A 19,095-nucleotide genomic window follows, 5' to 3' on the forward strand; every position below is an offset into this window, starting at 1 on the left:
TTAGGGCTCTGACCCTAACGCGTGCTGGCCTTGCGCAGCAGTTCGGCGGCGTCGGGACGGTTCAGCAGGGTTTCCTGCACGTCCAGCCCCGAAAGCCCCGCACTGCCGCGTTCGGTCGCGGCATTGCCCATCAGCTGCGCCGTCACCTCGTCCGGCATGGTCGCGCGGGTGCGGGTGTCGACCAGCGTCGATTCCGCGGCGATTCCCTCGGCATAGATGATCTGGTGCGCGTCAAAGAGCAGCTGGAAATAATCGACAAATCCGCCGTCCTGCCGGATCACGGTGTCGCCGTTGACCAGATGACGCGCCTTGACCAGCAACTCGGACCGGCCTGCGCCCAATTGGTCCGAGCGTTGATAGATGAACAGGCGGTGGTCGGGGCTGACCACCAGATCGTTGAAGTTGTTCAGCGCGCCGGCACGGATGCAGATCGGGGCGAAATCGCCCACCGCGCGCACGGTCGACTGCCCGATCCAGCGCACTTTCTGCGGGCCGTCATCGCGGGTCAGCACCCGGTCGCCCACGGCCAGATCCTCGATCGGGACCTGCGCGCCGGACGCCAGCGTGATGTGGGTGCCACGGGTAAAGCGGGCACAGGCGACTTCGGCGAACTTCTCGGCCGCCTTGGTGGTGTCGATACCGACCAGCGCATAATCCGTGCGCGGGGTCAGGCTGGCCAGCGGCAGCAGGTAAATCTGCGCGACATTTCCGGTGCCGTCGGTTTCCACAACCACGATGGAATCGGTTGTCTGCCCGTCGGGCGACATCAAGGTCAGCGCGCAATCCAGATGCAGCGCCGCACCCGGGACACCTGTGGGGCTTTCGGCGGCAATCTCGAACCCGTCCTCCAGCACCTGGATCGCCAGTTGCACAGGCCGCGCCTGCGGGCTGAGCGCATAGGTGTCGTCCAGCTCAAGCTCGTCCGCAAAGGAAAGCGCATCGCCCATGTTCGCCCCGTCCGTCGCCGTGAAAACTTCGGCGGGATAGACGGGCACAGAGTGGGCCGGTGCCTGTGGGAGGTTCGGTTTGCGCATGGGGAATCGGTGTGCTCGGATCAGGAATTTCGCGGATTGTTCAAGGCGCTACAGTAGGAATGTGGCAGGAGCGGGTCAACGGGCAGGTGTTTTTCTGGTATCCCCTCCGCGCATGGTGCTAGGCATGGCGCAACCGATGACAGGAGGATCACATGGATTTGGGAATATCTGGTAAACGCGCGCTCGTCTGCGCATCGTCCAAGGGCCTGGGGCGCGGCTGCGCCGAGGCGCTGGCCGAGGCTGGCGTGAACCTTGTGCTGAACGCACGCGGGGCCGAGGCGCTGGAGGAAACCGCGACGGCGATCCGTGACGCATATGGCGTCGACGTGGTGACCGTGGCCGCCGACATCAGCACCGCCGAAGGGCAGGCCAAGGTTCTGGAAGCCGCAGGGCAGATCGACATTCTGGTCAACAACGCGGGCGGCCCGCCCCCCGGCATGTGGTCCGACTGGGACCGTGACGATTTCATCAAGGCGCTGGATGCCAACATGCTGGCCCCGATCGCGATGATGAAGGCGCTGATGCCTGCGATGATGGAGCGCGGCTGGGGCCGTGTGGTCAACATCACTTCGCAGTCGGTCAAGGCACCGATTGCACAACTGGGCCTGTCGAATTCGGCGCGCACCGGTCTGACCGGCTATGTGGCCGGCACCTCGCGTCAGGTGGCGTCCAAGGGTGTGACCATCAACAACCTGCTGCCCGGCATTCACGACACCGACCGTGCGGTGGCGCTGGACGGCGGCGTGGTCAAGGCCAAGGGGATTTCGATGGACGAGGCCCGCGCACAGCGCGCCGCGACAATCCCCGCCGGACGCTATGGCACGCCCCAGGAGTTCGGTCAGGCCTGCGCGTTCCTGTGCTCGGTCCATGCGGGCTTTATCGTGGGGCAAAACCTGTTGCTGGATGGCGGTGCCACCAACGCCACGATGTAAGGAGCCGGGCGGTGGCGCAGGGGTTTTCGCTGAAGGATCAGCTGTTTAATGCGACTTCCCTGGGGCAGCTGGGGGCAGAATATGCCGCCGGCCTGCCGGGGCTGGACGGAGACGCCTTTGCGCGTGCCGCCCTGTCCGGCGTGCCTGACCGCAGCCTGATGGAATGTCTGGACTGGTTCGCGGATTGCATCACCCCGCATCTGTCGCAGGATTTTCCCGAAATGGCGGACCAGCTGGAGGCGATGATGCCGCCGCCGCTGGACCCGACCCTGCGCGACGACGACTTTGGCCGGTTCATCCATGCGGTGCCGGGGATACTGGCCGTGCGCCACGGGCTGGACCATCACCGCGACCGGGCGCTGGACCTGATCCACGCGGCAACCCGGCGGTTTTCAATGGAATATTCCATCCGCCATTTCCTGAACCGCTGGCCCGAAGAGACCCTGGCACGGATGGCGGTCTGGGCGCAGGATGACAATTACCACGTGCGGCGGCTGGTCAGCGAGGGCACGCGGCCCAAGCTGCCGTGGGGACGGGCGATCGGCCTGACCCCGGCGCAGACCCTGCCGCTGTTGGACCGGTTGCACGCCGATCCCACGCGGTTCGTGACGCGGTCGGTGGCCAACCATCTGAACGATATATCGAAAACCGACGCGGATGCGGTGCTGGGCCGGTTGCAGGATTGGCAGCGGACAGGTGCGCAGGACCCGTCAGAGCTGGCGTGGATGGCCCGCCACGCCCTGCGCACGCGGATCAAGGCCGGGCACCCCGGCGCGATGGCGCATCTGGGCTACGCCGCCGGGGCCAAGGTGGATGTACAGTTGCGGCTGGAGGCCGAAACAGTGGCCATCGGCGACCGGCTGCGGTTTGACGTGACGGTGCAGGCACCGGCGGCGCTGCCGGTGCTGGTCGATTACCGCATCCGTTTTGCCGGACCGGGGCGGGAACGTGAAAAAGTGTTCAAGCTGAAGGCGGGCAAGGTGCAGGCGGGGCGTCCGCTGGTGATGTCCAAGGCGCATCTGATGAAGGGCGACGCCACCACCTTTGCCCTCTATCCCGGCGCGCATGAACTGATCGTGCAGGTCAATGGCGTGGACCGCGGGCAGGTTGGGTTTGTGTTGATCTGATTGCCGCTTGCGCGATTGTTTTTGTTCAGGGGGCTCTGCCCCCGGCGCTGTGCGCCGCCCCCGGAGTTTTTTTTGGCAAGATGAAGTGCAGATTGGCGCGGGCGGCTGTGCTGCGGAAGGTCTGCGAATATGTACATATTCGGGTGATTTATGTACGGGTTTCGCGGCGGCGCTTGCGGGGGCGGCCCCGTCCTGATAGCCCAAGCCCGACCGAATTTATCAGACTTGGAGAGAGCCGTTGGCCGAGGTGCCCAGACTGGAGATCCGCAACCTGCGGCGCAGCTTTGATGGCCGGGCGGTGGTGGACGGCGTGTCGCTGAGCATCATGCCGGGGCAGGTGACCTGCCTGCTGGGGCCGTCGGGCTGTGGCAAGTCCACGACCTTGCGCATGATCGCCGGCGTCGAGACGCAGGACAGCGGCGAAATCTACGTCGATGGCAAGTTGATCAGTGACGCCGTGACCCGCGTGCCTCCCGAACGGCGCGAGATCGGGTTGATGTTTCAGGACTTTGCCCTGTTTCCGCATCTGAGCGTCGAGGGCAATGTGGCCTATGGGCTGCGGGGCAGCCGCGCCGAGAAACGCGCGCGGGTCGAGGAGATGCTGGGCCGTGTGCACATGCAGCGGTTCATCGACATGTTCCCGCACCAGTTGTCGGGTGGCGAGCAGCAGCGGGTGGCGTTGGCGCGCGCGCTGGCGCCGCAGCCGCGCATCATGCTGATGGACGAGCCGTTCTCGGGGCTGGACAACCGTTTGCGCGACGGCATCCGCGACGAGACGCTGAGCATCCTCAAGGAAGAAGACACGGCGGTTCTGCTGGTCACCCACGAGCCGGACGAGGCGATGCGCATGGCCGACGAGATCGCGCTGATGCGCGACGGGAAAATCGTGCAGCAGGGCGCGCCCTATAACGTCTACACGCGGCCCCTGGACCGCGCGTCTGTGGCGTTTTTCTCGGATGCCAACGTGCGACGTGCCACCGTGCAGGGCGCGCTGGCGATGACGCCGTTCGGGCGGTTCCTGGCCCCCGGCATTGCCGATGGCACCGAGGTGGACATCGTGTTCCGCCCGCAGCACGTGCGGATCGATTTTGACCGTGCGGGCGTGGGGCCGGTGCCGACGGCCGTCGAGGGCACGGCGGCGCGGGCCGTGGTGGAACGGGCGCGGTTCATGGGCAACGAAAGCCTGGTGGAATTCCGGCTGGACCATGACGGGACGGTGATGAAATCCACCGTGCCGGGGGTGTTCCTGCCGCAACCGGGCACGGTGATGTGGCTGCGGGTGCGGCGCGACAAATGTTTTGTGTTTCCTGCGGGGGCGACTGCGTGAGCGGACCTTTGATCATCGAGTTTGGCTTGGGCACGTCCTTGCGCCGCGCCGATTACACCGATGCGGCGGCCAAGGCGGTGCGCCATGCGCTGTGGCGCAATTCGATCAACCTGGCAGAACTGTTCGGCTTTCCCAAAGAGGCGATGCAGATCGCCGTGCGGGTGGCGGTGCAGCAGCCGGACCAGGTGGATGTCGAGGTATTGCGGGCGATCTTCCCCTATGGCCAGGCCCAGATCGAAGTGGTGCAGGGCGGTCTGGACGTGCCGCGCCCCGAAGGTGTCGGCAACCCCACGGTGATGGCGCAGGCGGCGCTGACCGTGTCCTTTGACATGGAGCGGGCAGATGGCTGAGCAGCGGGTGATCATCGAAATGGGGCAGGGCAACGACCTGCACGGGCGCGATTACACCAAGGCGGCGCGCCGTGCCATCGAGGATGCGTTTCGTGGCTCGTCGCTGCCGTTGTTCGGCACGCTGGGGCTGGATGCGTCGGATATGCGCGTGCAGGTGACCGTGGCGGTGCAACAGCCCGCGGCGGTGGATGTGGACGCGCTGGTCGCGGTGTTGCCGCGCGGACGGGCCGAGGTGCGGGCCGTGTTCGGCGGCATGGACGTGCCGTCGGACGACGAGGTGATCGTCGTGGCCACGGCGGCGGTCGAGGCGTTCTTGCCTGCACAGACCGGGTGGCGGTTAAGGGGATGATTCACGGGGCTTTGCCCCCGACGCTGCGCGTCTCCCCCCCCAGGATATTCTTATCCAAAAGAACGGGTTAGGGGCTATCGTCGAGGAAAAGCTCGGGCAGGGCTTCGGATGTGTCGATCAGGTCCAGGCGAAAGTCGCGCATGGCCGCGCGCCATTCGCACCATGCGGTCAGGGTCCAGACCGGGCCGAGGCTGCTGAGCCTGAGCGGGCGGATGGTGCGCGTGGTGATGCGGTTGCCGCGCGAATGGTAGGTGATGCGCAGTTTCTGGCGCGCGCGGATGGCGGCGCGGATGCGCGGGATGTGCGATGCCCCGCGGGCGGCGTCGGCAAAGGGTGGCTTTTCCAGCTTCCACGCGTCGGCAGGGGCAATCGTCGCCTCGGGCAGCAGGGCGTCGATGCGGTCGGCCAGCGTGGTCGCGGCCTGTGACAGTTCGGGGTCGGCGGATTGACCCAGGATGGCAAGGCCGAGGCTGAGCGCTTCGAGCTCGGCCGGGGCCAGGTCGAGCGGGGGCAGGCGGATCTGGTTGGTCAGGTGGTAACCGGTGCCACGGGTGCCCTGCACCGGAACCCCTGCGGCCTGTAAGCTTTGGATGTCACGATAGAGCGTGCGTTGCGACACGCCCAATTGCCGCGCCAGATCGGCGGCGCGCTGGGTGTTGCCGGTGCGCAGGGCATCGACAAGGGAGTGAAGGCGGGTTTGGCGGGTCATTACTGACAAATACGTGTCAGTTGTACAAAAGGCCAGATTTTTGTGGTGGACTCTGACCCCAAACGCGGGGGGCAAAGCGGCATTGCGGCTTTTACCCGGCGGCGCGGTTGCATAGACAAAAGCCGATACACAGAAAACGTGCCGCGGGGCGCGTACAGCGGGAGAATTGAAATGCTGAACAACATTGGACCGATGGGTCTGCTCTTGATTGCGGTTGTGGTGCTTGTGCTGTTCGGGCGCGGCAAGATTTCCAGCCTGATGGGCGAAGTCGGCAAAGGCATCACCAGCTTCAAGAAAGGCGTCAGCGAAGGCCAGAATTCTCTGGACGATGACGACTACAAGCAAGCCAAGGACGTCACGCCCGAGACCGAAAAAGACAAGGTCTGATCCATGTTCGGCATGGGCTGGAGCGAGCTTTTGGTCGTTGGGGTCGTGGCGTTGATCGTCGTCGGCCCCAAGGATCTGCCGGTGTTGTTCCGGCAGATCGGGCAATTTGTTGGCAAAGCCAAGGGCATGGCGCGCGAATTCACCAGCGCCATGAACGACGCGGCTGACGAAAGCGGGATGCGTGATATTTCCAAGACGTTGAAATCGGCGACCAATCCGTTGGGCACCGCGATGGACGGCGTCAAGGATGCGGCGCGCGATGTGTCGTCGTCGTTGCGCAACATGGACAGTGACAGCGAGACCGCAAAACTGGCCGCAGAGCGCGCGGCCAAGACCAAGAAGATCCAGGCGTCGACCGCCCGCGCCGCCGCAGACCGCAAAATGCGCGAGGCCGAAGAGGCCCGCAAGGCCGCCGACGCCGCCGAGGCGGCATTGGCCGATGATACATCCGACACACCCAAAGGCACCACATGAGCCACGCAGACGACATAGAAGACAGCAGCGCCCCGCTGATCGAGCATCTGGCCGAGCTGCGCACGCGGCTGATCCGTTCGGTGCTGGCCTTTGTGGTGGCGATGATCTTTTGCTTTTCCTTCGGCAGCGCGATCCTGGATTTCCTGCTGGTCCCGATCGAGCAGACCATGCGCGATCTGGGCAACCCCAATCCGGTGATGCAGTACACCGCGCCGCAGGAGTATTTCTTTACCCTCGTGCGGATTTCGATGGTGGGGGGGCTGGCTCTGTCGTTCCCGATCATCGCCTACCAGCTTTGGCGTTTCGTCGCACCTGGGCTGTACAAGAATGAGAAATCGGCCTTTCTGCCCTTTCTCATCGCATCGCCCGCGCTGTTCCTGCTGGGGGCGGCCTTTGCGCAATATGTGGTCGTGCCGATGGCGATGCAGTTCTTTCTGGGCTTTGCGGATGCCGCGTCGATCCTGACGGCAATTGTGCAGGATGGCACAGTCAAGGATTCGACCAAGGGCATCGACATCGTGTTTCAGGGCAAGGTGAACGAAAGCCTTGATATCACGCTGAAAATGATCGTGGCCTTTGGCCTGTGCTTCCAGTTGCCCGTGCTGCTGACCCTGATGGGCAAGGCCGGTCTGGTGTCCTCCGAGGGTCTGGCCAACGTGCGCAAATATGCCATCGTCGCCATTCTGGTGGTGGCTGCATTGGTCACGCCGCCCGACGTCGTGACCCAGTTGATCCTGTTCGTGGTGGTCTTTGGCCTGTACGAAATCTCGATCTGGCTGGTGCGTGGTGTGGAACGCCGCCGCGACAGGCGTCTGCGCGAAGAGGGCTATTTTGACGATGAAGAAGACGAAGAAGGTCTGGACGACATTCTGAACGGTGACGACGAGGACCTGAAACCGTGATCGACGACCCTATGGACCGCATCGCGGCGGCGCTGGAGCGTATGGCCCCCGCGCCGCTGCAGGCCCCCGATTTCGACGCCGCCAGCGCCTTTGTCTGGCACACTGGCCCGGACCGGCTGGAACCGGTGCACCAGATCAGCCGCGTGCCGCTGAAGCTGCTGGTGGGCAACGACCGCTCGCGCGATACGCTGCTGGCGAACACCACGCAGTTTGCGCGCGGATTGCCCGCCAACAACGCCCTGCTCTGGGGTGCGCGGGGCATGGGGAAATCCAGCCTTGTCAAGGCGGTACACGGTGCTGTTCAGGCCGAGTATCCGCAGCTTAAGATCGTGGAGTTGCAACGCGAGGACCTGCCCAGCGTGGGCCGTCTGCTGAACCTGCTGCGCGGGGCTTCGGGGCGGTTTGTGCTGTATTGCGACGACCTCAGCTTTGGCCACGACGACAGCCATTACAAATCGCTCAAGGCGGTTCTGGATGGCGGGATCGAAGGACGGCCCGAGAATGTGGTGCTCTATGCCACGTCGAACCGCCGCCACCTGATGCCGCGCGACATGATCGAAAACGAACGGCAAAGCGGTATCAACCCCGCCGAGGCGGTCGAGGAAAAGGTGTCGCTGTCCGACCGGTTCGGGTTGTGGCTGGGTTTTCATCCCTGCGATCAGGACCAGTACCTGGCGATGATCCGCGGCTATTGCGACGCTTACGGCGTGGACATCGACAACGCGACATTGCGGACCGAGGCCATCGAATGGCAGGCCACGCGTGGTGCACGGTCAGGCCGGGTGGCATGGCAGTATTTCGTGGACCTTGCGGGCCGTTCGGGCGTCACGCTTTAGGCGGCGGGGTGTTGACCGTCGGATGACTTTGGCCTTTTGCCATCATCTGAGTCCGAGTGGAAAACCGGACGTACGTGCGGGGCGCGGCGAATGGCAGGAGTGAGCCCTTTCCGCAATCCCCTGCGCGGGATCAAGGCCGCAGGCCGCCGCGCATCGCCGGGCCGTCCGCCGGCACGGCGATTTGGCTGCTGTTGTGTGTTACCGCCAGCTAGGAATGTGTTTGGCTGCCATAAACTGCCAGTCACAGAGGTCGGATCGCCGCACCACGGCCCGACGATGCGCGGCTTTGCGTTCCATTTCAAACGTTAGTTCAGTCCCACACAGCAGAATTTGGCCCATACTGCGTCCAAGGTCCGCTTCGGGTCCTGACGCTAAGCCGCCGCCAGCAATTTTGCCTCATAGGCCCGCAAGCAGGGCGCAGCCTTGGGGCCATAGGCGGCCAGGTCGGGAAACAGGGCTTCGATTTCGGCCCGCGCGACCGGGTTCACCGCCTGTTTGGTCATGTCGCCGGGGTACAGTGTTTCCGACCAGATCCCGTGCGATTGCACAACGTGGTGCGCGTCCAGCAGGATGTGGTGATAGGTCACCAGCCCGCCCGTGCGGCGATAGACACCGTCCATGTTCAGCAGGTCGACGGCGCGCACCAGCACTTCTTCCTGACCGTACAGCAGCTCGGCGCGCCAGTCCGTCAGCAGGATGGCGTGTTGGGGCGACACCACCAGATCGGCGTCGTTGCCCAGGGTGCCTGCGGTGATCACGACCGGCGCCAGATCGCTTTGTGCCAGCACGGTGGTCGCCCCGATCCAGCGGATTGGCTGCGCACCGTCGGTGCCGGTGATCACCAGATCGCCCTGCGACAGGTCCTCGACAGCGCGGGGGCCGTCGGGCGTTTCGATCATCACGCCCGAGGCAAAGCACACCACCGAACCGCCAAGATCCGCATGGGGTGTGCTGTCGTCGTTTTCGGTGATGCCGCCCGTTGTCAGGTTGGTGTCGGCGGGGGGCATCCCGTCCGGAAACACCAGGAAATAGCCGTTCTCGCCCGCGTCCTGTACGTCGTTGTCATTGTTCAGGTCCACATCGATGACGCCCACGCGCCACGTGTTCGTGCCGTCGGTCACGGTAAAGGTATAGTCCCAGATCACCTGACGGTCGACGCCGTCCACTTCGACGGTCTGCTCCCAGGCACCGCCAAAGCGTTCCGCGCTGTCGACATATTCGTTCACATCGCCGTCGCCGTTGAACACGGTTGCGCCGTCGTTTTCCTCGACCACGAAATAGGTGTCTTCGCCGGAATAGCGCCAGGTGCCGCTGGGCGCATAGGCATAATCAACGGGGTTGCCGTTGAGTGTGCTTTGCGTGCCGCGAATGACGTTGGTGTATCCGTAGTAGACCGCCATCGAAAAACCCATCCAGTTGTTGTGTCTGGATCGTTTCTGAAGGCGAACCGGGGCGACGCTTGGGCCGTCGCGTGGCTATTTTGGTGTCATTATCTCTGAATAGGGCACAATCGACGCCGATTGTGCCCCATATGTGGCGAACCACGGCAGGTTCGCCACAGTCTGAACCGGTAAACCGGGGTCAGGGCAGGTAAGGGGCCGGATCGACGCTTTCAAAGCCCTTGCGAACCTCGAAGTGCAGATAGGCATTGTCACCGCTGCGCAGCTTGGCAATGCTTTGTCCCCGGCTGACGTTGTCACCCTTCTTGACCGCCACATCGCCGACGTTGGCATAGACGGTCAGCAGGTTGTCGGGGTGACGCACCACGATGATCGGCACGCCATCGGCGCTTTGGGTGATCGCTGCCACGCTGCCCGAGGCGGCAGCCTTGACGGGCGTGCCTGCCGCCGCCTTGATGTCGATGCCCTCGTTGCGGCCCTTGGCATAGGCGCGGATGATCGACCCGTTGACCGGGTAGGCCATCGCCGTGTTGCTGTCCGATTTGACCGTCTGCTTGCCGATGTCCGCCACGGGTTCCTTGGGGGTTGCCGCGGCCGGGGCCGGTTTGGCGGTGTCGTCCTTGGGCAGGGGGGTGGCCGCACTGGGCGGTGTCGGCGTGGGCGAGCCTGCGCCGGGGGCCGTGGTGGTCACCGGGGTCGGGGTGCGTTTCGGCGGGGCCTGTTGCGCCACGGGGATCAGCAGGAACTGGCCTTCGCGGATCGCGAAATCGCTGCCCAGACCGTTCCATTCGGCCAGGGACCGCACCGGCACCTGATAGAGCCGCGCGATGGTATAGGCGGTCTCGCCGCGTTCAACCTTGTGGCGGATCGGTTCCTTGCCGGTCTGCGTTGCTGTCGGCTGTGCCGCCGGTTGCGATGCGGTGGCAGGCGGCAGCGTCGTGGTCGCCGGAGTAGCGGCAGAGCTGTCGATGGCGTTGCCTGCCAGCGTGGTCACATCCACCGGCGCGGGCTGGATCGGTCCGGTGCCAACAGCACCCGTCGCGGGCGAAGGTTCGGCCACGCGGCGGGGCAGGGCGATGATCTCGCCCGCACGCAGGGGCGCGTCGGTGGCGATGCCGTTATAGCTGCTCAGCTCGGACGCGCTCAGACCCAGCCGCGCGGCCACGTCGTTCAGTGTGTCGCCCCGGCGGGCCACGGCAACCTGATAGTTCGGATAGGACAGCACACCGCGGTCGTCCGGGCGGGGCCGGTCCGTGGTGGCATTGACGGCGGCGTCCGCGGTCGAGAAGGCCCCCGCGCCGCCGCGAAGGTCAAAGTCGAGCGGTTGATCGCAGGCCGCCAGCGCAAAGGCGCCGCAAGTGGCCAGCAACAGGGGCACGCGATGGCGCGGAATATATCGGATCATCTGGCTCGTCCTCTTCACACGCCCCGTTATTCGGGTTCGGGGCCTTGTTATGGGTCTTGTCATCGCTTTTGTCGGTCCATGCAACACAGGGTCAAGCGCGCGCTGTCAGGAACGGTTTATCGGCATATTTCCGCCGTATTATGTATCTTTTCCCAGGCCTTCAAGCAAAGGGACGAAGCGCACGGGGCGCAATTCGTCGTAGTCCAGACCGGTTTCGGTCTTGTGCACACGGATCAGGCTTTGCACGGCATCGGACTGTCCCACGGGTACGACCATGATGCCGCCCACCTTGAGCTGTGCCAGAAGCGGGCCGGGGGGGTCTTCGGCGGCGGCGGTCACAAGGATGCGGTCAAAGGGGGCCTGATCCGGCAGGCCAAAGCTGCCGTCGCCGGTGATGGCGGTGATGTTGGTCAGGTCCAGCGCATCGAAAATCTCGCGCGCCTCGCGCACCAGACGGCGGTGGCGGTCGATGGTATAGACCCTGCGCGCCAGCTTGCTGAGGATCGCCGCCTGGTAACCCGAGCCGGTGCCAACCTCGAGCACCTTGTCGCGCGGGCTGATCTGCAAGGCCTGGGTCATCAGACCCACGACCGACGGCTGGCTGATGGTCTGCCCGCAGGCGATGGGCAGCGGCATGTCCTCGTAGGCGCGGGTGGCAAACAGGCCGCGAATGAACGGGCCGCGGTCGATGGCCTCCATGGCCCCGAGCACAGCCTTGTCCGTCACCCCCTTGGAGCGCAACGCATAAAGAAACTGCATCTTGCGTTGGGCGATTTCGTCTTCGGTCATGTGTTCAGCGCCCCGAGGCGGTCCATCATGTCGTGCGCGGTCAGATCGGCGCGCATGGGTGTGACCGAGATATAGCCGTCAAGGTTGTCATAGGCGTCGGTGCCCGGTGCGGTGTTTACCTGCTGGTTGCCGCCCTTGATCCACACGAACTTGCGCCCCGAGGGCGCCTCGTGCGGTTCGGTGGAAAAGCGCACGTTGGGACGGCGGCCCTGTTTGCTCAGCCGGGTGCCTTTGACATCGGCAGCAGGCAGGGGCGGAAAGTTCACGTTGTAAAACAGGTGATAGTCGCCGGAATGGGCGGGTGCCGCCTCAAGGATGCGGCGTACCGTGTCGGCGCCGTGGGCAAGCGCCGCTTCGAAGGGATCGTTCAGCGTGGCATTGGCGGGGCCGAAATACTGCGACAGGGCAATCGCGGGAATGCCCTGCAACGCGCCCTCCATCGCGCCGCCCAGGGTGCCGGAATACAGCGCGTTCTCGGCCGAGTTGTTGCCCCGGTTCACGCCAGACAGGATCAGGTCGGGAACGGCATCCGCCATCACGTCGTGCACACCTGCCAGAACGCAATCGGCGGGGCTGCCCTCGGCGGCAAAGCGGCGCGGGCCCAGTTTCGAGATCATCATCGGATGGGTGTAGCTGATGCAATGCCCGACGCCGGACTGTTCAAACGCAGGTGCCACGGTCCAGACTTCGCCGTCCTGGCCTGCAATCTGGCTGGCAATGGCGTGCAGGGTTTTCAGACCCGGTGCCGCGATGCCGTCGTCGTTGGTGATGAGAATACGCATGTTTTGCCCCTTTTGCCCTTAGTATTCAGGCCACAGCATTGCGGCAAGGGCAGGCTGGGGTTGCAGTGTGGATTTGTGGCAGATCAGAGGCAGTGCGTTGCGCGCAGGACTCATCACGACGGCCGCGCGCGGCTGACCGGCCCTTTGGAAAGCGGGTTCGAGAACTGAAGACGCTTAGAGGTTTGCCAGAATATGCGCCGCCTGCGCGTGCGGGTCGGCCAGGGGCGCGCGGTCTTCGCCGGGGAAGAAACGGGCGCGGGTGGCTGTGGGCATCGGATCGGGCTGTGCGATCACGACGCGGGGGCCGGTCTTGGTGGTTTCGGCCTGCCAACTGCGGGCCAGCGCGATCTGCGCCGCCTTGGTCGCGCCATAGCTGCCAAAGAATTTCTCGCCCGCGCGCGGGTCGTCAAAGAACAGCGCGGTGCCTTCGGTGCCCAGCAGGGGGGCCACGTAATTGATCAGCGTTGCAGTGGCGGTGATATTGGCGGTGATGGATTTGGCCATGTCGCGGCTGTCGATGTGGCTGGTGGGCGTCAGCGGTGCCGCGTGGATCGCGGTGTGCGCCCAGATGTCCAGACCGCCCCAACGGTCGTGAATGCCCCGGCACAGGGTCGCCATCGCCTCGGGCACAGTGATATCCATGGGGGCCAGCGTGGCGCTGCCGCCAAGGGCCTTGATCCGGTCGTCCAGCTCTTCGAGCGCGCCGGTGGTCTTGGCCACGGCAACGATGTGATGGGTCGGGGCCAGCGCTTCGGCCAGTGCGGCACCAAGGCCGCGCGAGGCGCCGGTGATCAGGGCAAGTTTGGGGGCGTTTGTCATGGGCTGCGTGATGGAGACATTGCGCGCCAAGGTCAAGAGGCCCGCGCGTCCGATCAGGCGGCGTTGGTCTCGGCGCTGGGGCGGGCGTGCGGGCGCAGGGAACTGACGACCTCGCCGGGCCGGGGCAGGCGCAACACCTCGGTGCGGCCGTTGCGCGCGACGTGCAAGACATCTTCACCGATGGCGACAACCTGGCCCAGGCGGGTCTTGTCGCCGGGGCGCACGGTGTCGATGCGGCCATTGGGATAGCGGATCATCGCGCGCGGGGCCGTGGTTGATCCGAATACGCCCAACAATACGGGCTGGTTCAGGCGCACCGCGTTTTTCTGCGTCGCCAGTTGCGTGGTTTGAGGAGAGGCTTTTTCCATACGACAGGTCCTTCGGGGGCAATCGAAGGTGCGGGGTATCACGGCGGCAGACAGCCGCAAGATGGGGGATTCTTGCCATCGGCCAATAGGTGCCACCCTTTGCGCCAAGCTTTGCCGAAGCCTGCGACATTCTGTGGCGGGGGGCTTGAAGAGGCCGCGAAACGCCCGCCTGCGTCAGGGGTTGCGGTGATAGGTCAGGGTCATCGCGGCCAGATGCGCGATGGGCTGCGTGTCCAGCGGGGCGTCTAAGGGAAGCGCCAGCGCGCGGCGTCCGTCGTTGGTCAGGGCGGGGTAAAGGCTGACCATGCGCTGCGCCAGATCGGTCTTGCAGTCCACGTAGGCGGTCAGCACGTCGGGCACCTCGGGCGACCAGTTCAGCCGCAGGGTCGATCCGGTGCGCGGGGTGGTGGGCCGCCATGCGGGCTGGCCCCATTTCAGGGATTCCGTGACAGGGCCGACACTTGCGTCGTGGGCCGCCGACAGGATGGCGGCGCGCAGGGCATCGAAACGGGCGCGCGCGGGTGCGGGCCATTGGGCGGTGATCTGGGTGAACGGGTCCATGAGGGGCAGGTTAGCAAGGTTTGCTGACAGATGCTGGCAGCAAAGGGGTGGGGTGCCGAAGTGATCCATACCGGACCTTAGGTGTGGTATTGGTCAAGGTCTGCTGGGCGGACGGAGCTGCCTTTCGCTGCGGATGAGTCAAAGACTGCTTCCAATTTAGAAAACCGTATCAAGCCCTTGGGAGTGCGGAAAAGTCTTTCGCAGCTTTTTCCGTTTCTCCAGTTTCATGGTTCCAGCGGTGAACAGCTTCATCGAGAGAACCTGAACGGCCTGAAAAGATCAATACGTCGCCAGTACCGTTTGCTGCGATGCAAACGGCATCACTCGGCCAACCGGTCCAATCGGCCATCGCCCTTGTCTCCCGTACCACGTCGTTGACAGTTCTCTTGAGCCGCTTCTTGTCCGACTTGTCCCAAATGGGATGCAAATTCCACGTATCGCCGTCGCACACGACCACGCCACCATTTTGGTCCATAATTGAAATTCGATAGCTGTCTGGAAACGTGAAGCCCAACGCGCTTTCGCAGTCCTCAACATAACTCTCAGCAACTGGCCACGGCATCCTTCTCGATCCATTCATAGAGTTAAACTTGCAGTGAGTGGAACTTGATCGCAAAAGACTTTTCTTGTCTAGCAGATATCTGGTTACAAAGGCTCGAGCGTTTGACTGCCCCCTAAGCGGTCATAGGTGCGTGACGCAGCATCCTTCAAGATGGGCTCAAACACGCCATTAGCACCTGCTGAGCGAACGTCCGGTTTTCCCTTCATGACGTGAAGATCAAATCATCTGACGTTCAACCGCCGCCTTTATGACGGCAGCCGCACCGCCCCCGCACCCATATCTGGCAAGACGAAGCGGCGGGGTTATTCCGCCGCTTTCATCTCGAACCCTTTTTCCAGCATGTCCGACGGTTTCACCGGATATTCGCCGGAGAAGCAGGCGTCGCAGTACTGCGGGCAGCTTTTGTTGCGGCCTTCGGCCTCGCCCACGGCGCGATAAAGGCCGTCCAGAGAGATGAACTTGAGCGAATCAACGCCCAGATGTTCGCGCATCTCGTCCTCGGACATGGTCGCGGCCAGCAGCTTTTCGCGCTGGGGCGTGTCCACGCCGTAGAAGCAGGGCCAAGCCGTGGGGGGAGAGGCGATGCGGAAGTGGACCTCGGCGGCACCGGCGTCCAGGATCATTTCCTTGATCTTGCGGCTGGTGGTGCCACGTACCACGGAATCGTCCACCAGAATGACCCGCTTGCCCTTGATCAGCGCGCGGTTCACGTTCAGTTTCAGACGCACACCCATGTTGCGGATCTGCTCGGTGGGCTCGATGAAGGTGCGGCCCATGTATTGGTTGCGGATGATCCCCATCGCATAGGGAATGCCCGATTGCAGGCTAAAGCCGATGGCGGCCGGTGTGCCGCTGTCGGGCACGGGGCAAACCAGGTCAGCCTCGACCGGCGATTCCTTGGCCAGTTCGCGGCCGATGTTTTCGCGGGTCTCGTACACGCTGCGCCCGCCCAGAATGCTGTCGGGTCGCGAGAAATAGACGTGTTCAAAGATACAGAAACGCGGGGCGACGCGGCGGAAGGGGAAGTGGCTTTCGACGCCCTTGTCGGTGATCACCACCATTTCGCCCGGTTCGATCTCGCGGACGAACTCGGCACCGATGATGTCCAGCGCGCAGGTTTCCGAGCTGAGCGCCCAGCCTTCACCGACACGGCCCAGAACCAGCGGGCGCACGCCCAAGGGATCGCGCACACCGATCAGCTTGGTGCGGGTCATGGCAACGATGGAAAACGCGCCCTCGACCCGGCGCAGGGCGTCTTCCATCCGTTCGGGGATGTTGCGTTGCAGGCTGCGCGCCATCAGGTGGATGATGCATTCGCTGTCGGATGACGACTGAAAGATCGAGCCGCGCTCGATCAGTTCGCGGCGCAGGGCGTTGGCGTTGGTGATGTTGCCGTTGTGGGCAATCGCGGCCCCGCCCATGGCAAACTCGCCAAAGAACGGCTGCACGTCGCGGATCGCGGTCTGGCCCTTGTTGCCCGAAGTGGAATAGCGCACGTGCCCGATGGCCAGCGGGCCGGGCAGGGTTTCCATCACCTTCTGGCTGGTAAAGTTGTCGCGGACATAGCCAAAGCGGCGGGCGGATTGAAAACCAAGTTCGGCGTCATGGCTGACGATGCCCCCGGCTTCTTGTCCCCGGTGTTGCAAGGCGTGCAGGCCGAGGGCCACGAAGTTCGCGGCATCCTGGGTGCCGATCACACCAAAAATCCCGCACTCTTCTTTCAGCTTGTCGTCATCAAAGGGATGTGCGGGCGGCATCATGGGTTCAGTCACGGGCGGATGGCTCCGAATCTGGGGTTGGACAGGGGTCTGATACTGGGGCGATGGCGTGGTGTCACGCCCTTGGCCCGAAATAGTTATGAGATTGTGAACGTGTGGGTGAATTGTGCCAAATAAGCCCGTTTCCGGCGACACAATGCGATGCGTATAGGCCACATCTAGGCGCGCGGGCCCGCCCGCACAACCCCAAAGGGGACGGGGCGGGGTGCGCGGGCTGCATTATTGTTCGCAGGTGCCGACCAGACCTTCGTACTGGCGGGTGATCCAGCCAAGCGCCTGTTCGGGTTTGCGGTCCTGGATGTCGTCGGTAAAGCGGCCGAACACGGCGGCCGAGCGGCTTTCGTCGACGATGGTGAATTCCTGTCCGGTGATCACGGTGTCGTAGACAAAAAAGGCGACGATCACCAAAAGGATACCGCGCGCCACGCCAAACAGGAAGCCCAGCCCCTGGTCCACGCCACCCAGCGCCGAACGTTGCACCAGCGAGGAAAACAACGGGGTGAACAGCGACACGACAATCAGCGCCACGGCAAAGACCAGCGCAAAGGCACCGATCACGCTGAGTTCGCAACTGTCGGCCAGAAACTCGCCAACGACGGGGATTTCGCGCACCAGCGGCTCGACCTGCGGTGCAAAGAGAAAGGCAAGGATGGCCGCGGCGATCCAGCCTGCAATCGCCATAATCTCGCGCACGATGCCGCGCCCGTAGGCCAGCAAGGCCGACAGGATGATGACGACGGCCACCACGCCATCAATGATTGTGAAACCGTCCATCATCCGTTCCTTGTCTGTGCGGCGTTAACCTGCGCCAAATACTTCACCCACGAAACTGGTCAGGTCGTGCATCTGTTGCACCTTGATCCCGGACGTTTCGATGGCCTTGCCGCCGGCAGGGGCAAGTGCGGTGGTAAAACCAAGTTTTTGCGCCTCTTTCAACCTGTTTTCCGTTTGTGGGGCCGGACGCAGCGCGCCGGACAGGCTGATTTCGCCAAAAACAACCGCCCCTTCGGGCAGGGCGGCGTCTTCCCGCGCACTCAGCAGGGCGGCGGCGACGGCCAGATCGGCGGCGGGTTCGGAAATTTTCATGCCGCCCGCAACGTTCAGGTACACATCAAGCCCGGCAAAGGGGATGCCACAGCGTGCCTCGAGCACCGCGAGGATCATCGCGAGCCGCCCGCCGTCCCAACCCACAACCGTGCGGCGTGGCTGGCTGTGCGGCGACGGGGCCACCAGCGCCTGCAATTCGACCAGCACGGGGCGGGTGCCTTCGATACCTGCGAAAACCACCGATCCGGCGCTGGGTTTGCCGCGCTCGGACAGGAACAGCGCCGAGGGGTTGGTGACCTGCTCCAGCCCGCGCCCGGTCATTTCGAACACACCGATTTCATCAGCAGGGCCAAAGCGGTTCTTGACCGCGCGCAGGATGCGGAACTGATGGCCGCGCTCGCCTTCGAAATAGAGCACCGTGTCGACCATATGTTCCACCACGCGGGGGCCTGCGATCTGGCCGTCCTTGGTGACGTGACCGACAAGGATCACCGACACGCCCTTGCGCTTGGCAAAGGTGGTCAGCTCGTGCGCGGCGGACCGTACCTGGCTGACGGACCCCGGCGCGCTGTCAACGGTGTCGGACCACATGGTCTGGATCGAATCGATGATCGCAAGGCCGGGTTTTTCCGCCTCGAGCGTGGTCAGGATGTTGCGCAGGTTGGTTTCCGACGCCAGTTGCACCGGCGCGTCGGACAGGCCCAGACGCTTGGCGCGCATCCGCACCTGCGCTGTGGCTTCCTCGCCGCTGACATAGATCGTCTTGACGCCCGCACGGGCAAACTCGGCGGCCGCCTGCAACAACAGGGTCGACTTGCCGATGCCCGGATCGCCCCCCACCAGCAACGCCGAGGCGGGAACAAGCCCGCCGCCCAGAACGCGGTCCAACTCGTCGATGCCGGAATGGGTGCGGGGGGGCGGCGATTCCTCGGTTTGCAGGTCGGTCAGCTGGATGGCCGAGCCGCGATTGGCGCCAAGGGATTTCTTGCCGCCCGCGGACAGGCCCGCATCCTCGACAATGGTGTTCCAATCGCCGCAGGCATCGCAGCGCCCGGACCACTTGGTATGCGTGGCACCACAGGCGGTGCAGGTGAAGGAGGGTGATTTGGCCATTGCACTGATGTGCCTGACGCGAGCGGGGGCGTCAAAAGGTAAAT

General features: G+C 64.0%; 22 protein-coding genes. 9 read left to right on the forward strand and 13 right to left on the reverse strand.

Going from position 1 to position 19,095, the window contains the following annotated elements; genetic code table 11:
- Nucleotides 1-14 precede the first annotated feature (14 nt).
- Nucleotides 15-1,034 carry a Hint domain-containing protein gene (locus BUC08_RS01620; RefSeq protein ID WP_037921237.1) on the reverse strand — a complete coding sequence of 340 codons (1,020 nt, stop codon included), beginning with the start codon at nt 1,032-1,034 and terminating at the stop codon, nt 15-17.
- A gap of 152 nt (nt 1,035-1,186) precedes the next feature.
- Here BUC08_RS01620 and BUC08_RS01625 point away from each other — a divergent pair, with 152 nt between their 5' ends.
- The 5 genes from BUC08_RS01625 (at nt 1,187) to BUC08_RS01645 (ending at nt 5,119) form a co-directional block, all read left to right on the forward strand.
- Nucleotides 1,187-1,966 carry an SDR family oxidoreductase gene (locus BUC08_RS01625; protein WP_037921235.1) on the forward strand — a complete coding sequence of 260 codons (780 nt, stop codon included), beginning with the start codon at nt 1,187-1,189 and terminating at the stop codon, nt 1,964-1,966.
- A gap of 11 nt (nt 1,967-1,977) precedes the next feature.
- Nucleotides 1,978-3,093 carry a DNA alkylation repair protein gene (locus BUC08_RS01630; RefSeq protein ID WP_037921233.1) on the forward strand — a complete coding sequence of 372 codons (1,116 nt, stop codon included), beginning with the start codon at nt 1,978-1,980 and terminating at the stop codon, nt 3,091-3,093.
- A 238-nt stretch (nt 3,094-3,331) separates the two neighbouring features.
- Entirely contained in the window at nt 3,332-4,420 is a 1,089-nt protein-coding gene (locus BUC08_RS01635; protein WP_037921231.1) for an ABC transporter ATP-binding protein, read from the forward strand.
- The gene (locus tag BUC08_RS01640; protein ID WP_224552349.1) at nt 4,417-4,770 is read left to right on the forward strand and encodes a Lin0512 family protein; all 354 of its coding nucleotides are present in this window, start codon (nt 4,417-4,419) and stop codon (nt 4,768-4,770) included. Before BUC08_RS01635 ends, BUC08_RS01640 begins: the two co-directional genes overlap by 4 nt.
- The gene (locus BUC08_RS01645; RefSeq protein WP_037921229.1) at nt 4,763-5,119 is read left to right on the forward strand and encodes a Lin0512 family protein; all 357 of its coding nucleotides are present in this window, start codon (nt 4,763-4,765) and stop codon (nt 5,117-5,119) included. Before BUC08_RS01640 ends, BUC08_RS01645 begins: the two co-directional genes overlap by 8 nt.
- A gap of 67 nt (nt 5,120-5,186) precedes the next feature.
- On the opposite strand, the gene BUC08_RS01650 is transcribed toward BUC08_RS01645, so the two are convergent.
- Entirely contained in the window at nt 5,187-5,828 is a 642-nt protein-coding gene (locus BUC08_RS01650) for a helix-turn-helix transcriptional regulator (RefSeq protein ID WP_037921227.1), read from the reverse strand.
- A gap of 171 nt (nt 5,829-5,999) precedes the next feature.
- On the opposite strand from BUC08_RS01650, the gene tatA reads away from it, so the two are divergent.
- The 4 genes from tatA to BUC08_RS01670 are packed head-to-tail and all read left to right on the forward strand — an operon-like array spanning nt 6,000 to nt 8,427.
- Nucleotides 6,000-6,215 (forward strand): twin-arginine translocase TatA/TatE family subunit, encoded by a 216-nt coding sequence (gene tatA, locus BUC08_RS01655; RefSeq protein WP_028956143.1) that lies wholly within the window; start codon nt 6,000-6,002, stop codon nt 6,213-6,215.
- 3 nt (nt 6,216-6,218) lie between these two features.
- The gene (gene tatB, locus BUC08_RS01660; RefSeq protein ID WP_028956144.1) at nt 6,219-6,689 is read left to right on the forward strand and encodes a Sec-independent protein translocase protein TatB; all 471 of its coding nucleotides are present in this window, start codon (nt 6,219-6,221) and stop codon (nt 6,687-6,689) included.
- A complete protein-coding gene (gene tatC, locus BUC08_RS01665) occupies nt 6,686-7,591 on the forward strand; it encodes a twin-arginine translocase subunit TatC (RefSeq protein ID WP_037921225.1) in 906 nt (301 codons plus the stop codon). Before tatB ends, tatC begins: the two co-directional genes overlap by 4 nt.
- Nucleotides 7,588-8,427 carry an ATP-binding protein gene (locus tag BUC08_RS01670; RefSeq protein WP_143186654.1) on the forward strand — a complete coding sequence of 280 codons (840 nt, stop codon included), beginning with the start codon at nt 7,588-7,590 and terminating at the stop codon, nt 8,425-8,427. Before tatC ends, BUC08_RS01670 begins: the two co-directional genes overlap by 4 nt.
- Before the next feature lie 371 nt (nt 8,428-8,798).
- On the opposite strand, the gene BUC08_RS01675 is transcribed toward BUC08_RS01670, so the two are convergent.
- The 11 genes from BUC08_RS01675 to radA form a co-directional block, all read right to left on the reverse strand.
- A complete protein-coding gene (locus BUC08_RS01675) occupies nt 8,799-9,827 on the reverse strand; it encodes a Hint domain-containing protein (RefSeq protein ID WP_037922123.1) in 1,029 nt (342 codons plus the stop codon).
- A gap of 181 nt (nt 9,828-10,008) precedes the next feature.
- Nucleotides 10,009-11,232, reverse strand: a complete 1,224-nt coding sequence (locus BUC08_RS01680) for a peptidoglycan DD-metalloendopeptidase family protein (RefSeq protein ID WP_037921224.1) — start codon at nt 11,230-11,232, stop codon at nt 10,009-10,011.
- A gap of 138 nt (nt 11,233-11,370) precedes the next feature.
- On the reverse strand, nt 11,371-12,021 hold the full coding sequence (locus BUC08_RS01685) for a protein-L-isoaspartate(D-aspartate) O-methyltransferase (RefSeq protein WP_037921222.1): 651 nt from the start codon (nt 12,019-12,021) through the stop codon (nt 11,371-11,373).
- Nucleotides 12,018-12,803: a 5'/3'-nucleotidase SurE gene (surE, locus tag BUC08_RS01690; RefSeq protein ID WP_037921220.1), complete on the reverse strand. Its 786-nt coding sequence runs from the start codon at nt 12,801-12,803 to the stop codon at nt 12,018-12,020. Before surE ends, BUC08_RS01685 begins: the two co-directional genes overlap by 4 nt.
- A gap of 174 nt (nt 12,804-12,977) precedes the next feature.
- Nucleotides 12,978-13,622, reverse strand: a complete 645-nt coding sequence (locus tag BUC08_RS01695; RefSeq protein ID WP_037922120.1) for an SDR family NAD(P)-dependent oxidoreductase — start codon at nt 13,620-13,622, stop codon at nt 12,978-12,980.
- Between the two features lie 53 nt (nt 13,623-13,675).
- Nucleotides 13,676-13,990, reverse strand: a complete 315-nt coding sequence (locus BUC08_RS01700; RefSeq protein WP_051693862.1) for a hypothetical protein — start codon at nt 13,988-13,990, stop codon at nt 13,676-13,678.
- A 174-nt stretch (nt 13,991-14,164) separates the two neighbouring features.
- Nucleotides 14,165-14,551 carry a hypothetical protein gene (locus BUC08_RS01705; RefSeq protein ID WP_051693859.1) on the reverse strand — a complete coding sequence of 129 codons (387 nt, stop codon included), beginning with the start codon at nt 14,549-14,551 and terminating at the stop codon, nt 14,165-14,167.
- A 169-nt stretch (nt 14,552-14,720) separates the two neighbouring features.
- On the reverse strand, nt 14,721-15,113 hold the full coding sequence (locus BUC08_RS01710; RefSeq protein ID WP_073194096.1) for an SMI1/KNR4 family protein: 393 nt from the start codon (nt 15,111-15,113) through the stop codon (nt 14,721-14,723).
- Between the two features lie 302 nt (nt 15,114-15,415).
- Entirely contained in the window at nt 15,416-16,870 is a 1,455-nt protein-coding gene (purF, locus tag BUC08_RS01715; RefSeq protein WP_037921218.1) for an amidophosphoribosyltransferase, read from the reverse strand.
- Between the two features lie 240 nt (nt 16,871-17,110).
- On the reverse strand, nt 17,111-17,665 hold the full coding sequence (locus BUC08_RS01720; protein ID WP_037921216.1) for a CvpA family protein: 555 nt from the start codon (nt 17,663-17,665) through the stop codon (nt 17,111-17,113).
- A 24-nt stretch (nt 17,666-17,689) separates the two neighbouring features.
- Nucleotides 17,690-19,051, reverse strand: a complete 1,362-nt coding sequence (gene radA, locus BUC08_RS01725) for a DNA repair protein RadA (protein ID WP_037921214.1) — start codon at nt 19,049-19,051, stop codon at nt 17,690-17,692.
- Between the last annotated feature and the right edge of the window lie 44 nt (nt 19,052-19,095).

This window comes from Pseudosulfitobacter pseudonitzschiae, assembly GCF_900129395.1.
In the GTDB taxonomy this organism is placed as follows: domain Bacteria; phylum Pseudomonadota; class Alphaproteobacteria; order Rhodobacterales; family Rhodobacteraceae; genus Pseudosulfitobacter; species Pseudosulfitobacter pseudonitzschiae.